This is a genomic window from Serratia sp. CY27727 (assembly GCF_052169275.1).
GTDB classification, from domain to species: Bacteria; Pseudomonadota; Gammaproteobacteria; order Enterobacterales; family Enterobacteriaceae; genus Serratia; species Serratia sarumanii.
The window spans coordinates 459,312-473,784 of record NZ_JBJNLB010000002.1 but is presented as its reverse complement, the minus strand read 5'-3'; the positions used below and the strand labels follow the sequence as shown (position 1 = coordinate 473,784).

Here is a 14,473-nt window from a genome sequence, read left to right as displayed (position 1 = left end):
CGTTTAGCGCCAGCCGAGCGCCGGCGCGACATGGGTTAAAATCGATTCGATGACGTGGGCGTTGTAATCCACGCCCAGCTGGTTAGGCACGGTCAGCAGCAGCGTATCCGCTTCGGCGATGGCCTCGTCCTGCGCCAGCTGCTTGATCAGCTCGTCCGGCTCGGCGGCATAGCTGCGGCCGAAGATCGCCCGGGTCTGCGCGTCGATATACCCCAGTTGATCGCCCTCCTTGCCGCCGCCGCCGAAGTAGTTGCGATCCCGCTGATCCACCAGCGCGAAGATGCTGCGGCTGACGGAAACCCGCGGCTCGCGCGCATGGCCCGCCTCTTGCCAGGCGGCGCGGTAGGCGCGGATCTGCTTGGCCTGCTGGATATGGAAGGGTTCGCCGGTCTCGTCGTTCTTGAGCGTCGAGCTTTGCAGGTTCATGCCCAGCTTCGCCGCCCAGACGGCGGTGGCGTTCGAACCGGCGCCCCACCAGATGCGGTCGCGCAGCCCGGCGGAAAACGGCTCCGGCCGCAGCAGCCCGGGCGGATTCGGGAACATCGGCTGTGGATTGGGCTCGGCGAACCCTTCACCGCGCAGCGCTTCCAGGAACACTTCGGTGTGGCGGCGAGCCATGTCCGCGTCGCTCTCGCCGTCGGCCGGGGCATAGCCGAAATAGCGCCAGCCGTCGATCACCTGCTCCGGCGAGCCGCGGCTGATGCCGAGCTGTAGCCGCCCGCCGGCGATCAGATCCGCCGCGCCGGCGTCTTCCACCATGTACAGCGGATTTTCATAACGCATGTCGATCACGCCGGTGCCGATCTCGATGCGTTGGGTTTTGGCGCCGATGGCGGCCAGCAGCGGGAACGGCGACCCCAGCTGGCGTGCGAAGTGGTGTACGCGAAAATAGGCGCCGTCCGCCCCCAGATCTTCGGCGGCGACCGCCAGATCGATGGACTGCAGCAGCGCATCCGCCGCGGAACGGGTGCCGGACTGGGCGGAAGGCGACCAGTGGCCAAACGAGAGAAAACCAATCTTTTTCATCGGGCATCATCCTCAAAGGCAAATCATCGGCCTACAGTGACAAAAACCGCGCGCCCTGCGCCAGCAAAATCGCCCCCGATCGCACTAAACGAACCGATTGCCGCCGCGCCGCCCGGCGATTGTAATCAAAAAACAAATGTCGTATAACAAGCAGCTCCGAGGGGTGTCCTGTTACGGGCTGAGATGGCGCAAGCCGAACCCTTTGAACCTGATCTGGGTCATGCCAGCGAAGGGACGGTTAGGCAACAACGCTCTCACCCGTTGCCTGTTCATACCCCAGCGTGCCCGGATCTCCACTGACTCAAGGAGGTCCCATGTCCATCACCACCCTGTTCGAAAGCGGTCTTTACGGCCGGCTGCGCCAACAAGCCGGCAGCCACTGGCAGGACTACGTCGATCACCCGTTTCTGCAGCAGCTGGCCGCCGGCACCTTGCCCGAACGCGCGTTTCGCCGCTACCTGACCCAGGACTATCTGTTCCTGCTGCACTTCGCCCGCGCCTATGCGCTGCTGGTCAGCAAGCTGCGCACCCTGCCGGAGATGCGCGCCGCCACCGCCTCGCTCAACGGCATCGTCGCCGAACTGCCGCTGCACGTGGCCTACTGCGCCGAATGGGGGCTGAGCGAAGCGCAGATCGCCGCCCAGCCGGAAGCGGCGGAAACCATGAACTATACCCGCTACGTGCTGGATATCGGCCATGCCGGCGACGCCCTCGATCTGCTGGCCGGTCTGCTGCCCTGCGTGGCCGGCTATGCCGAAATCGGCCTGCGGCTGCTGCACGATCCCGCCACCCAAATGGAGGGCAATCCTTACGCCTCCTGGATCCGCAACTACGGCGACGAGGGCTATCTGGCCGGCGTGCGCGCCGCCATCGAGCTGCTGGAAACCGTCGGCCACCAGCGCGGCGCACCAGGCCGCTTCACCGAGCTGGCGCAGATTTTCACCACCGCCACCCAGCTGGAATCGGCATTTTGGCAAATGGGGCTGAACGCCTCATGACCTCCCCGCTTCTCCCGCCCGGCATCCAGGTGCGGGATCTCACTCTGCGCTTCGGTCAACAGACGGTCTTTGAGCGGCTGAGTTTCGACATCGCCGGCGGCAGCTTCGTCGCCCTGCTCGGCGCCAGCGGCGCCGGCAAAACCAGCCTGCTGAAGATCATCGCCGGCCTGGCGCAGGCCACCTCAGGCACGGTGACCGGCAGCGACGGCCTGCCGATCGCCGGGCGCATCGCCTACATGGGGCAAAAAGACCTGCTCTACCCGTGGCTGACCGTCGAAGAGAACGTCGCCCTCGGCTCGCGGCTGCGCGGCGAAACGCCGGATCGGGCGTGGGCGGCGCACCTGCTGGAGCGCGTGGGCCTGGCCGCTCACGGCCGCAGCCTGCCCGCCGCGCTGTCCGGCGGCATGCGCCAGCGCGCCGCCATCGCCCGCACGCTCTACGAACGCCAGCCGATCGTGCTGATGGACGAACCCTTTTCGGCGCTGGACGCCATCACCCGCGCCGAGATCCAAAGTCTGGCCGCCGAGCTGCTGGCGCAAAACACCGTGCTGCTGATCACCCACGACCCGATGGAAGCCTGCCGCCTGAGCCACCGGCTGCTGGTGCTGTCGCCCTGGCCGCTGGGCCTCGACGATACCCACCGCATCAGCGGGCGGCCGCCGCGCGCGCCGGATGACGCCGGCCTGCTGAAAAGCCAGGCCGAGCTGCTGCAGCAGATGGTGAGGGCCGCGCAATGAATATCGCCAAAGAGCGCGGCCTCACCCGCCTGCGGCGTGGGCTGACGGTGTTTGCCGGCCTGCTGCTGCTGTGGTGGCTGGCGGCGCAAAGCGGCATTCCAGCCTTTCTGCTGCCCACGCCGGGCGCGGTGGCGCAGGCGCTGTGGGACGGGCGCGGCTACCTCGCCTGGCACACGCTGGTCACCGCTTCGGAGATCGTCAGCGGGCTGGCGCTGGGCGTGCTGCTCGGCGCGGCGCTGGCGCTGTGCATGATCTTCTCGCCGCGCCTGCAGCGCTGGCTGATGCCGTTGGTACTCACCAGCCAGGCGATACCGGTATTCGCTCTGGCGCCGCTGCTGGTGCTGTGGTTCGGCTTCGGCATGAGCGCCAAGGTGGCGATGGCGGTGCTGGTGATTTTCTTCCCGGTGGTGTCGGCCTTTTTCGACGGGCTGCGCCGGGTCAACAACGACTATCTCGATCTGGCGCGCACGATGCGCGCTTCGCGCTGGGCGCAGCTGCGGCACGTGCGGCTGATGGCGGCGCTGCCGGCCTTCGGCTCCGGCCTGCGCATGGCCGCCGCCGTCGCGCCGATCGGCGCCATCATCGGCGAATGGGTCGGCTCGGCCGAAGGGCTGGGCTACGTGATGCTGAACGCCAACGCGCGCATGCAGACCGACGTCTGCTTCGCCGCGCTGTTTATTTTGGTGCTGATGACCGTGCTGCTGTGGGCCGCGGTGGATGCGCTGCTGCGGCGCCTGATCGCCTGGGCGCCGGAAAACGACTGATGATTGCAACCATAACCAGGGATAAAGGAACGACCATGATCAAACAAACCGTTTGCGGGCTGCTGCTCGGCGCCGCCATCACCGGCCAGGCCGGCGCGGCCGAAAAGCTGACGCTGGTGCTCGACTGGTACATCAACCCCGATCACGCGCCGATTATGGTGGCCGAGCAGATCGGCGCCTTCAAGGCCGCAGGGCTGGACGTCAAGATCGTGCCGCCGTCCGATCCGGCGCTGCCGCCGCGGCTGGTGGCCGCCAAACAGGCCGACCTCGCCATCACCTACCAACCGCAGCTGCATTTCTTCGCCGATCAGGGCCTGCCGCTGATGCGCGTCGGCACGCTGATCAACACGCCGCTGAATACGGTGATCGCGCTGGATAAAAACATCACGTCGCCGGCGGATCTCAAGGGCAAGACGGTGGGTTACTCGGTCAGCGGCATCGAACAGGCGACGCTGGCCACCATGGTCGAACACGAGCACCTCAAGCCGCAGGACATCAAGCTCATCAACGTCAACTTCCAGCTGACCAGCGCCCTGCTGGCGGGCCAGGTCGATGCGGTGATCGGCGGCTACCGCAACATCGAAGCGCTGGAGCTGAAGCTGCAGGGCAAGACGCCGGTGGTGTTCAACGTCGAAGATTACGGCGTGCCGGCCTACGACGAGCTGATCATCGTCGCCCACCGCGATGCGGTAAACGAGCCGAAAATCCGCAAGTTCCTCGCCGCGCTGAAGCAAGGCAGCGACTACCTGCACGCGCACCCGCAGGACACCTGGCTGGCGTTCGCCAAGGCGCGCCCAGAGCTGAATACCGAGCTGAACAAACAGGCGTGGCAAGCCAGCCTGCCGCTGTTCGCGCGCGATCCGGCCAAGCTGGATCGCGCCCGCTACCAGGCTTACGAACAGTTCCTGTTCGACAACAAGCTGATCAAGAAAATCACCCCGGTGGAACAGTACGCGGTGGAGTTGAACTGATCACGCCGAGGCGGCCGGCGGCGCCACCGTCACCTCACCCTGGCCGCTGCGCTGCAAGGCCGCCTTCACCAGCCCGTTGGCCTTGCAGCGCTCGATAAAATCGTTCACGTAGGCGGCGCCCTGCGTTTTTTGCCGCGGCACCGCCATTGCCTGGCGGATAGCGGTGAAATGCCCGTCCAGCACCCGGTAGCCGGGATGGGCGGCCGCAGCGGCCAGCAGCGGTTGGCGCACGCCGGCCGCCGCCTCCAGCCCCCGGTCGAAAAACAGCGCGATCGCCTCGGCAGAGGTTGCCGCCCGCACCAGTTGCGCCTGCTGCAGCGTGCGCGATAAAAACAGATCGTACGCCGCCCCCTGGCCGACCGCGATGCGCACCTCCGGCCTGTCGAGCTGCGCCACCTCAAAGTAAGGCGCGTCGTTCGCCACCAGGTAAGTCCCCTCGATGATCACGTACGGCTCGCTGAAGGCGATCTGCGCCGCGCGCACCGGCTCGATGGCCATAAACGCCAGGTTCCAGGCGCCGCTGTCCAGATCGGCGAACACCTTGCCCGCCGCGTCATAGGTGACCAGTTCGAGCGCCACGCCCAGCTCCTGGGCCAGCGCGGTGGCCAGCTCCACCGAAGCGCCTTGCGGTTTGCCGCCGGCTCCGGCCTGCGCCAGCACCGGATTGCCGTAGTTGATCGCCGCGCGCAACACGCCTTGCGGGGCCAGATCGTCGAGTACCGCGGCGGGAATCGTCTGCATACTTCCTCCTGAATGGCTGATGGGCGCGCCGTCGTGGCGCTCATTAAGCGTAGAGCGAAACCTCCGACCAGCAAACTTTCGCCGCCGAAGCCGCCGTCGGCGTGATTAACGTCACACTATTGTCATAAAAATGTACAATAGCCGCCGTTCGTCGGCCGTAGCGGGAGATCGCGCGTTGTTCCACCGCCGGCAATAGGCTATACCCTTCACTTTTCGCGCCGCGGCACGCTCGGCGGCGCAGACCAGGGCAGCAACGGTTTTATTTCAATCAGACAGGGTTTGGCGGATGGTTTTAGCAGTCGTTTCGTTTGTTCTCTTTTTGGCGTCGATTTTGATTTATCGCACCCGGGCCGCCGCCAACCGCTGGTGGTTCGCCATTCTGCTGACGCTGCTCGGCAGCTATCTGGTGCTGAACGTCATCCTGATCGCCAGCAACTACTTCACCGGCGACGGCATCACCGACGCGGTGATTTACACCGTCACCAGCAGCCTCAAAGGCGCGGGCATCAGCAAATACGTGCTGCCGTTTATCGGCCTGCTGGCGGCGCTGGGGCTTATCTTCGCGGTGCTGGCTCGCAGCCTGCTGCGCCGCAAGGCCAAAGGCAGCAGCGTGGCCTACAGCATCGTCGCCGTGCTGCTGGCGCTGTTCTCGGTCGGCACCACCCCGGCGTTTCAGGACATCTCGCTGCTGGTCAAGAGCCAGATCGCCGGCGATACCGCCGATTTCAGCACCTACTACAAGGCGCCGAAAAAGACCGTGCAGGGCAAGCGGCCGAACCTGGTGTACATCTATGCCGAGAGCCTGGAGCGCACCTACTTCGACGCCGAGCTGTTCCCCGGCCTGGCCGACGAGCTGAACGCCCTGCGCACGGACAGCATCGATTTCAGCAACACCCAGCAGCTGCCGGGCACCGGCTATACCATCGCCGGCATGGTCGCCTCGCAGTGCGGCATTCCGCTGTTCGCGCCCTTCGACGGCAACGCCTCCAGCGCGGTCTCCACCTTCTACCCGGAGAACGTCTGCCTGGGCGACGTGCTGAAGGCCGCCGGCTACAGCAACTATTTCTATCAGGGCGCCGAGCTGGCGTTCGCCGGTAAAGACACCTTCCTGAAATCCCACGGCTTCGACCACGTTTATGGCTTCAAAGAGCTGCGCGAACAGGTCGCCGATCCGAGCTACAAAAACGACTGGGGCTGGTACGACGACAGCGTGCTGGACGTGGTGTACGGCAAGTTCGTCGAGCTGTCCAAACAGCGCCAACCCTTCTCGCTGTTTACCCTGACCGTCGATACCCATCACCCGGACGGCTTTATCTCCGCCGGCTGCAGCAAGAACAGTTACGCCTGGCAGAACAAGGAAAACCGCTCGCTGAGCGCAGTGGCCTGCAGCCAGCAACACATCGCCGCGCTGATCGACAAGATCAAACGCTCGCCCTATTTCAGCAACACCGTGATCGTGGTGTCCTCCGATCATCTGGCGATGAACAACACCGCCTACGATATCCTGACCAAACAGAAGCGCCGCAACCTGTTCTTCATCATCGACGGCACCCGGCCGCTGGCGGAACAGCGCAACGAGAAGCGCAGCACGCTGGACAACGGCGCCACGGTGCTGGACGTGATGGGCGGCGACAACTACATCGGCCTCGGCCGCAGCAGTCTGTCGGCGCCGTCGCTGTCTACGGTGTTCCTGAACATCGAAGAGAAAATCAACGGCTGGAAACCGGCGGTGATCAACCAGTGGGGCCTGCCGAACCGCATCAGCGACTACAGCGTGGATACGCGCCAGCGCAGCTTCAGCTTCTCCGGCGTCACCTACAAGGTGCCGTTCATTCTGCGGGTGGGCGATAACCGCATCGAACCGATGTTCAACGTCTACCTCTCCACCCCGCTGCGCAAGCAGCTGGCCGGGTTGGGCGCGGGGGAGAAATTCGTCTGGGTCGATAAATGCTACGAGATCGGCCGGGTCTGGGCGCCGCAGCTGGCGCTGAGCACCGACATCTGCGTGGCCTCCGGCACCCTGGCCTCGCCGCCGCAGATCGTGCAGGCCAGCGGCGAACGCTTCCGCGGCAAGGTGAGCTTTACCGCCCCGCCGGCGGACAGCGTCGCCGATTATCAAAACGCCGTCGCCCGCCTGCAGGTGGACGACGCGGCGATGAAGTACCGGGCGGACAGCATCGAGTTCATGCTGCCCGGCCTGCCGGAGCAGGTGAAGGCCATCACCGGCGTTTCCGGCGTCGAGGAGTGGGGCCGCTGGTCCGACGCCAACCTGGCGCCGGCGGTCGACATCGATTACGTCGATCCGCTGCCGAAGAGCTTCGATCTGGTGCTGCGCGCCCGCGCCTACGGCAATAACGTCGGCGAACCGATTTCGGTGCGCGTCGGCGACGAAGAGCGTTTCGTGTCGCTCGGCGAACAGGACAGCACCGTCACCCTGCGCTTCGACAACCCGCGCGGCGCGCAGAAGATCAGCATTACCCCGCCGGCGCCGACCGAGCCGAAAGAGAGCGCCAGCGGCGGCTTCACGCCGAAGAAGCTGGGCATCGGCCTGGTGTCGCTGAAGGTCGAGGCGGCAAGCCCCTCCTCCTGATCCACACGCCTTCACGGGCGCGGTATTTTCTTTGCTGCGCCCGTCATTTCGACCAAGCTTTTACGCCCTTCTTCGGCTAACCTGTGACGGTAAAACGCCGCAACCCCGCCACAGAGCCGGGACATCCAAGGAGAAAGTATGAGCTATGCCCCACCTCGCAGCGGCCTCAGCGCCGATCAGGCACTCGATCAACTGGAAGCCCTGTATGACGCCGCGGTAGACGCGCTGCGTCAGGCGGTCAGCGACTTTATCAACCACGGCACGCTGCCGGATGCGCAGGCGCGCGCCGCCGGGCTGTTCGTGTATCCCGAGCTGCGCGTCAGCTGGGACGGGCAGCAGTCCGGCCCGAACAAAACCCGCGCCTTCGGCCGCTTTACCCATCCCGGCAGCTACAGCACCACCGTGACCCGGCCGCAGCTGTTCCGCCACTATCTGGCCGAACAGCTGGCGATGCTGGAGCACGATTACGCCGCCCACATCGAAGTGGCACCGTCGCAACAGGAGATCCCGTTCCCTTACGTGATCGACGGTTCCAGCCTGGCGCTCGATCGCTCAATGAGCGCCGGCATCGCGCAGCATTTCCCCACCACCGAGCTGGCGCAGATCGGTGACGAGACCGCCGACGGCCTGTACCACGCCACCGACAACCATTTCCCGCTGTCGCATTTCGATGCGCTGCGCGCGGATTTCTCGCTGGCGCGGCTGCGGCACTACACCGGCACGCCGGTGGAACACTTCCAGCCGTTCGTGCTGTTCACCAACTACACCCGCTATGTAGATGAGTTCGTGCGCTGGGCCTGCGCCCAGATCGCCGATCCGGCCAGCCCCTACATCGCCCTCTCCAGCGCCGGCGGCACCTACATCACGCCGGAAACCCGCGCCCCGGAGCAGGCGGTGTCCGATCTGGCGTGGAAAAACCACCAGATGCCGGCCTATCACCTGATCTCGCGCACCGGCCAGGGCATTACGCTGATCAACATCGGCGTCGGCCCGTCCAACGCCAAGACCATCTGCGATCACCTGGCGGTGTTGCGCCCGAGCGCCTGGCTGATGATCGGCCACTGCGGCGGCCTGCGCGAAAGCCAGAAGATCGGCGATTACGTGCTGGCCCACGCCTATCTGCGCGACGATCACGTGCTGGATGCGGTGCTGCCGCCGGATATCCCGATCCCGAGCATCGCCGAGGTGCAGCGCGCCCTGTACGACGCCACCAAGATGGTCAGCGGCATGCCCGGCGAAGAGGTCAAACAGCGTTTGCGCACCGGCACCGTGGTCACCACCGACGATCGCAACTGGGAGCTGCGCTATTCCGCTTCGGCGCGGCGCTTCAACCTCAGCCGCGCGGTGGCGGTCGACATGGAGAGCGCCACCATCGCCGCCCAGGGTTACCGCTTCCGGGTGCCGTACGGCACGCTGCTGTGCGTCTCCGACAAACCGCTGCACGGCGAAATAAAACTGCCGGGCCAGGCCAACCGCTTCTACGAAGGAGCGATCTCCGAGCACCTGCAGATCGGCATCTGCGCCATCGATCTGTTGCGCGCCGAGGGCGATCGCCTGCACTCGCGCAAGCTGCGCACCTTCAACGAGCCGCCGTTCCGGTAACGGTTCTCAGGCCCGCTGCGGCGGGCCATTTTTTCCTTAACGCACCAACGCCAGCGCGCGCTTCTCCTGGCTGCGGCCGCCGGCGATCGACAGCAGCAGGTCTTTCACCAGCAGCGCCGGGGCGGACAGCGCCTGTTGGCCCGACATGCACAGCGACAGCGGCACCGACATCGTCGGCGCATTGATGCGCGCCATCCAGGCTTTGGCCGGGCCGATCATCGCGCGCGCCACCGATTCCGGCAGCACGGTCGCCCCCAGCCCGCTGGCGATCGCGGCGCTCAACGCGCCCGAGGATTCGATCTCCCCCACCACGTTGACAGCCAGCTTGCGCAGCGCCATCGCCTCTTCCAACTGATTGCGCACCGCATCGCCCTCGCGCGGCAGGAACAGGTTTAGCCGCGCCACGTCCAGCAGCTCGACGCTGTTGCCGGGATGCGGCACCGCGCGCGTCGCCACCAGATAAAGATCTTCTCGCATCAGTGCGATGGCGTGCAGCCCGGCGGGCATTTTGGCGCCGTAGACCATCGCCATGTCCAACGTCTGGTTGGCCACCTGCCCGGCCAGCGCCGCGCCGCCGTTTTCATGCAGGCTGAGCAGGATACCCGGCTGCTGATCGCGCAGGCTCTGCAGCAGCGGCAACGCCAGCTGCGCCGCGGTGCTGCCCGACGCCAGCCCGAGAGACACCTGGCCGCTCATCGCCTGCCCGGCGCTGTTGACCGCGCTCTGCGCCTGCTCGCACTGGCGCAGAATGGTTTGCGCGTGGGCATACAGAATGTTGCCGGCCTCGGTCGGCTGCACGCCGCGCTTGGTGCGGATCAGCAGCTGTTGCTTCAGCTCCCCCTCCAGCGTCGCCAACTGCTGGCTGAGCGCCGGCTGGGCGATGTGCAACACCTCCGCCGCCTGGGTCAGGCTGCCGATATCGACGATTTTCACGAAGTACTTCAGACGTCTGAAATTCATAGTGCCTCCAGCGAGCCGCTAAATTGAGAATGCCGAAATCCGGTCAGGCAACCACAGCAAGATCCAGGCCAGAGTCGGTAAACGGCCACGGAAGCGGGATATACGGCGGTCAACGGCCGTTCGCCGGGCGGCGCGCGCCACCGCGCAGGGCAGCCGTTGCACCATCGGCAGGCAAATGCGCCAAACAACGGGCAACCCGGCGGCGCTGCGCGCGGGATAAGCGACAAAAGCGAGAAAAAGCAGCAGGTTGGGCAATCTTGCAGCAAACGAACGCGTCGGGCGTTTTCACGCTTTACAAGCCGCAACCGCCCCGCTATTATTCGCCCCGTTCACACGATTCCTCTGTAGTTCAGTCGGTAGAACGGCGGACTGTTAATCCGTATGTCACTGGTTCGAGTCCAGTCAGAGGAGCCATATTTAGAGAAGCCCGCTCAGGGAAACCCGAGCGGGCTTTTTGCTTTCTGCCGCCGTCAAAAGCTGCGTTTCGCCACCAGATAGGCGCCCGCCACCAGCAACAGGGCGCCGACCAGCGCCGGCAGATTGTCGCGCAGCGCCGCCGGGCCGGCGCGGTAGACGTCCACCAGCAGCCCCATGCACAGCTGGCTGGCGACCAGGATCGAGATGGTGGCCGCCGCCCCCAGTTTTTGGTAGCCCAGGATGCCGGCAAACACGAACAGCGATCCCAACAGCCCCGGCAGCAGCATCCACCACCTGGCGGCGCCGGTCACTTCCGCCAGCGCGCCGAGGCCGTTTTTGGCCAGCAACAACCCCACCAGCAGCAGCAAACCGACGCTGGAGTTGATCACCAGCGTGATAAGGATGGTCGAGACGCTTTCGGTAATGCGCACCATCAGCAGATTCTGCACCACCAGCCCCATTCCCGCCGCGATCAGCAGCAATAGCATATTCATCGCCCTGTCTCCAGGATCAGCGCGCCGGCGGCGCCGTTCGCTCGTCGAGCGTCAGCTGCAGGAAAGTCAGATCCAGCCATTGGCCAAATTTGGCGCCCACCTGCTCCATGCGCCCCACCTCGCGGAACCCGAGCGCCAGATGCAGCTTAATCGAGGCCTGATTGCCGGATTCGATACCGGCCACCATCACGTGCTTGCCGATCTCCCGCGCCCGTGCGATCAGGGCGATCAACAGCGCTTTGCCAATCCCTTCACCGCGATGCGCCTGATGGACATACACCGAGTGTTCTACGGTATGGCGATAGCCGTCCCAGGCGCGCCAGTCGCCGAACGACGCGTAGCCGATCGCCTCGTCCGCGCCGTTCACCGCCACCAGCACCGGGTAGCCCGCCGCCTGCCGTTCGCCGATCCACGCCGCGCGGTTGGCCGCATCTACGGTTTGTTCATTCCAGATGGCGGTGCTGTTCAACACCGCGTCGTTATAGATGGCGGCAATCGCCGCGCTATCGTTGAGCGTCGCATTTCGTATAATCATGGTTTACCCCGGCCAATTGTCCACTATAATACTACGATATGAATATTAAATTAGACAATCTAAATCAGCTGATCGGCGCACGCATTCGCCTTGAGCGCGAGGCGCGCCACTGGTCGCTGTCCGATCTGGCCGAGCAGGCAGGCGTCTCACGGGCGATGGTTCATAAGATCGAGCGCGGCGAGAGCAGCCCGACGGCGATGCTGCTGGCCAGGCTGGCGGGGGCGTTCGGCCTCAGCATGTCCAAGCTGATCGCCCGGGCGGAAACGCAGGAAGGCCGGCTGCTGCGCCGGGAAGATCAGCCGGTCTGGGTCGATCCGGAGAGCGGCTACGTGCGGCGCCACGTGTCGCCGCGCACCGATCTGCCGCTCGATCTGGTGCGTATCGAACTGCCGGCCGGCGCGACGATCCCGATGCCGGCTTCGGTGTATGCCTTCAAGCGCCAGCTGATCTGGGTTTTATCCGGCGAGTTGGTCTTTGTGGAAGGTGACGCGCGCCATGACATGGCCGAGGGAGACTGCCTGGAGCTCGGCCCACCGGCGGACTGCCGCTTTGAAAACCAGAGCGATCAACCGTGCGTGTATATGGTGGCGGTGCTGAGCGCCGCCTGATGCCCCGCCCGCGCTAGCCCTGCGTCGGCCGGTTATAGCCGGCGCGGAAAAACTTCTCCGCCAGCCGGCTGTCGCCGCCGGAAAAAAACTCGCTCATCGGCTCGCTGCCGAGGCCATAGGCGCGGCTCAGCTGCCCGGCTTCGAACGCCGCCCGATTCTCGTCGCCGCAGCGCTGCGCCAAATGGTGCGCATAGCCGAGCACAAAGCCGCGCTTGTAGTCGGAGCAAAAGCGCGACAGCTCCGTCTCCGGCTTCAGACTCTCCGCCTTTAACCCCGCCAACAGCCCTTTGCCAAAATGGTCACCCACGGTTTCCTCCTCATTACGCCATCGCTATATAACAAAATATACAGCGAATGAGCGAACGAGAACATACTCCCTAAGTTTTACTCGCCGCATAAAAAAGGCCCGCCAAGCGGGCCTGAGGGTAAGCGGGCAATCACAGCGTGAAATTCAGCCCTTCGCTGACGGTCTTGCCCAGCGGCAGGCGGCCCGACGGCGCCTCTTTTTCCTGCAGGAAATCTGGCAGGCGGGCTTTGTCGCCCGGTTTGCCGATCGCCACCATGGCGTGCACCGCATAGTCGTCCGGCAGCTGCAGCGCCGCCTTAATCTTGTCGTGGTGAATTCCGCTCATGCAGTGGGTCAGCCAGCCTTTCAGGTGCGCCTGATGCGCCAGGCTGGCCCAGGCGGCGCCGGTATCGAACGCGTGGGTCGGGTTGTCCACCAGCCGTTCGCCGTTCAGGCTGGTGGTTTTGGAGACGATCACCACCAGCGCCGAGGCGTGCTGCGCCCAGCCGCGGTTGAAGTCGATCAGGAACTCCAGGTAGTTCTCCCAGCTGTCGGAACCGTGCTTGCTGTAGGCAAAGCGCCACGGCTGAATGTTGTAGGCCGAAGGCGACCAGCGCGCCGCTTCAAAAAAGCTCAGCAGCGTTTGGTCGTCGATGGCGTCGTTGGCCATCGCGCGCGGCGACCAGCGTTCGATAAATTGCGCATCAATCGGATAATCGGAAGTTCTTGGCTGGCTCATGATAGGTTCTCGCAGTGAAGTAAAAACAAAAGTTCGCTGATATTCCCACAGCTTAGGACGATAAAACTTTTATTTCGTGCCATTGCCCTGCGGCAGCTCCTGCTGCAGCCAGGCGAGAAACGCCCTGACCGGCGGATGCCGTTCGCGCCCCGGCGCGCACAGCACGCTGTACGCGGCGCCCGGTACGCACACCTCCGGCCGGTACGCCACCAGCAGGCCGTTGTCCACCATATCGGACACCATCACCGAGCTGGCGAGCACCATCCCCTGCCCGGCCACCGCCGCCTGCAGGGCGTAATGCTCCTCGTGATAGCTGCGCATCGCCGCATGGCGCTGCCACCAGTCCACGCCGGCGGCCAGGCACCAGTCGCGCCAGCCGCTGTCGTACAGCGCCGAATCCCCCCATTTGACGGTGATCAGCACCGGGTTTTCCGGTTCGGCGGCGGCCAGCCCCGGCGCCGCGTAGACGCCAAAGCTTTCCTCCAGCCGCGCCGTCTGATGCAGCGCAGGATAGTGCGCGCGGCTGTAGCGCACCGCCACGTCCACGCTGGCGTCCTGCTGCAGATCGATCACCTCGGCGCAGGCCTCCAGGCGCACCAGATAGTGCGGGTAGGCCTGGTAGAAACGCCCCAGGCGCGGCACCAGCCACAGCGCCGCGAAAGAGTGCGTGACCGAGACGCACAGCGATCCGGTGCTGGGCTGCGGCCGCAGGCCCTCGAGCGTGGCGGCAACGTCCAGCAGCGCGCCGTGCACCCCGGCAAACAGCGTTTCGCCTTTCGGCGTCAGCCGCACGCCGCGCGGCACCCGCTCGAACAGCGCAAACCCCAACTGCTGTTCCAGCGCTTTGATCTGGTGCGAAATCGCCGTCGGCGTCACCGCCAGCTCGGCCGCCGCCAGCTTGAAGCTGCGCAGGCGAGCGGCAGATTCAAAGGTGCGTAATGCGTTGACGGGCAGCGTGGCGAACATGGCGAAACCTCTAGAGATGAATTGATCTCATCCTGGCAG

15 protein-coding genes, 1 tRNA gene and 1 riboswitch are annotated in these 14,473 nt (G+C 65.0%); of the genes, 8 read left to right on the top strand and 8 right to left on the bottom strand.

Annotation, left to right across the window (positions count from 1 at the left end):
* Positions 1 to 3: 3 nt before the first annotated feature.
* Positions 4 to 1,026: an LLM class flavin-dependent oxidoreductase gene (locus tag ACJ8HB_RS07070; protein ID WP_033635151.1), complete on the bottom strand. Its 1,023-nt coding sequence runs from the start codon at positions 1,024 to 1,026 to the stop codon at positions 4 to 6.
* A 149-nt stretch (positions 1,027 to 1,175) separates the two neighbouring features.
* A riboswitch (TPP riboswitch) is annotated at positions 1,176 to 1,278 on the top strand.
* A 62-nt stretch (positions 1,279 to 1,340) separates the two neighbouring features.
* Between ACJ8HB_RS07070 and ACJ8HB_RS07065 the strand changes: the two genes are divergently transcribed.
* From ACJ8HB_RS07065 to ACJ8HB_RS07050, 4 genes are read left to right on the top strand one after another with little or no spacing between them, the layout of a single operon-like run.
* Positions 1,341 to 2,024, top strand: a complete 684-nt coding sequence (locus tag ACJ8HB_RS07065) for a TenA family protein (protein ID WP_047571442.1) — start codon at positions 1,341 to 1,343, stop codon at positions 2,022 to 2,024.
* Positions 2,021 to 2,761, top strand: a complete 741-nt coding sequence (locus ACJ8HB_RS07060) for an ABC transporter ATP-binding protein (protein ID WP_047571441.1) — start codon at positions 2,021 to 2,023, stop codon at positions 2,759 to 2,761. The genes ACJ8HB_RS07065 and ACJ8HB_RS07060 overlap by 4 nt, the downstream gene beginning before the upstream one ends.
* Entirely contained in the window at positions 2,758 to 3,525 is a 768-nt protein-coding gene (locus ACJ8HB_RS07055) for an ABC transporter permease (RefSeq protein ID WP_047571438.1), read from the top strand. Before ACJ8HB_RS07060 ends, ACJ8HB_RS07055 begins: the two co-directional genes overlap by 4 nt.
* A gap of 35 nt (positions 3,526 to 3,560) precedes the next feature.
* On the top strand, positions 3,561 to 4,496 hold the full coding sequence (locus ACJ8HB_RS07050) for an ABC transporter substrate-binding protein (protein ID WP_047571437.1): 936 nt from the start codon (positions 3,561 to 3,563) through the stop codon (positions 4,494 to 4,496).
* On the opposite strand, the gene ACJ8HB_RS07045 is transcribed toward ACJ8HB_RS07050, so the two are convergent.
* Positions 4,497 to 5,237: a transporter substrate-binding domain-containing protein gene (locus ACJ8HB_RS07045; protein WP_047571435.1), complete on the bottom strand. Its 741-nt coding sequence runs from the start codon at positions 5,235 to 5,237 to the stop codon at positions 4,497 to 4,499.
* Between the two features lie 286 nt (positions 5,238 to 5,523).
* Here ACJ8HB_RS07045 and opgB point away from each other — a divergent pair, with 286 nt between their 5' ends.
* Both opgB and ACJ8HB_RS07035 read left to right on the top strand, forming a co-directional pair.
* The gene (gene opgB / locus ACJ8HB_RS07040) at positions 5,524 to 7,827 is read left to right on the top strand and encodes a phosphatidylglycerol--membrane-oligosaccharide glycerophosphotransferase (RefSeq protein ID WP_047571433.1); all 2,304 of its coding nucleotides are present in this window, start codon (positions 5,524 to 5,526) and stop codon (positions 7,825 to 7,827) included.
* Positions 7,828 to 7,965: 138 nt separating this feature from the next.
* Positions 7,966 to 9,429, top strand: a complete 1,464-nt coding sequence (locus ACJ8HB_RS07035) for an AMP nucleosidase (protein ID WP_047571431.1) — start codon at positions 7,966 to 7,968, stop codon at positions 9,427 to 9,429.
* Between the two features lie 36 nt (positions 9,430 to 9,465).
* On the opposite strand, the gene nac is transcribed toward ACJ8HB_RS07035, so the two are convergent.
* Positions 9,466 to 10,389, bottom strand: a complete 924-nt coding sequence (gene nac, locus ACJ8HB_RS07030; protein ID WP_041035809.1) for a nitrogen assimilation transcriptional regulator NAC — start codon at positions 10,387 to 10,389, stop codon at positions 9,466 to 9,468.
* Positions 10,390 to 10,727: 338 nt separating this feature from the next.
* Between nac and ACJ8HB_RS07025 the strand changes: the two genes are divergently transcribed.
* Positions 10,728 to 10,803 (top strand) — tRNA-Asn (locus ACJ8HB_RS07025).
* Positions 10,804 to 10,859: 56 nt separating this feature from the next.
* Here ACJ8HB_RS07025 and ACJ8HB_RS07020 read toward each other — a convergent pair.
* Both ACJ8HB_RS07020 and ACJ8HB_RS07015 read right to left on the bottom strand, forming a co-directional pair.
* Positions 10,860 to 11,300: a DMT family transporter gene (locus tag ACJ8HB_RS07020; protein ID WP_047571430.1), complete on the bottom strand. Its 441-nt coding sequence runs from the start codon at positions 11,298 to 11,300 to the stop codon at positions 10,860 to 10,862.
* A gap of 16 nt (positions 11,301 to 11,316) precedes the next feature.
* On the bottom strand, positions 11,317 to 11,835 hold the full coding sequence (locus tag ACJ8HB_RS07015) for a GNAT family N-acetyltransferase (RefSeq protein WP_033654908.1): 519 nt from the start codon (positions 11,833 to 11,835) through the stop codon (positions 11,317 to 11,319).
* Between the two features lie 38 nt (positions 11,836 to 11,873).
* On the opposite strand from ACJ8HB_RS07015, the gene ACJ8HB_RS07010 reads away from it, so the two are divergent.
* Positions 11,874 to 12,443 (top strand): helix-turn-helix domain-containing protein, encoded by a 570-nt coding sequence (locus tag ACJ8HB_RS07010; protein WP_041035812.1) that lies wholly within the window; start codon positions 11,874 to 11,876, stop codon positions 12,441 to 12,443.
* Positions 12,444 to 12,456: 13 nt separating this feature from the next.
* On the opposite strand, the gene ACJ8HB_RS07005 is transcribed toward ACJ8HB_RS07010, so the two are convergent.
* From ACJ8HB_RS07005 to ACJ8HB_RS06995, 3 genes are all read right to left on the bottom strand, one after another.
* The gene (locus ACJ8HB_RS07005; RefSeq protein WP_033654910.1) at positions 12,457 to 12,750 is read right to left on the bottom strand and encodes a DUF2623 family protein; all 294 of its coding nucleotides are present in this window, start codon (positions 12,748 to 12,750) and stop codon (positions 12,457 to 12,459) included.
* Positions 12,751 to 12,880: 130 nt separating this feature from the next.
* Positions 12,881 to 13,468 carry a nitroreductase family protein gene (locus ACJ8HB_RS07000; RefSeq protein WP_033635168.1) on the bottom strand — a complete coding sequence of 196 codons (588 nt, stop codon included), beginning with the start codon at positions 13,466 to 13,468 and terminating at the stop codon, positions 12,881 to 12,883.
* Positions 13,469 to 13,537: 69 nt separating this feature from the next.
* Positions 13,538 to 14,434, bottom strand: coding sequence for a LysR substrate-binding domain-containing protein (locus ACJ8HB_RS06995; protein WP_047571427.1), 897 nt, complete (start codon positions 14,432 to 14,434; stop codon positions 13,538 to 13,540).
* Positions 14,435 to 14,473 lie beyond the last annotated feature (39 nt).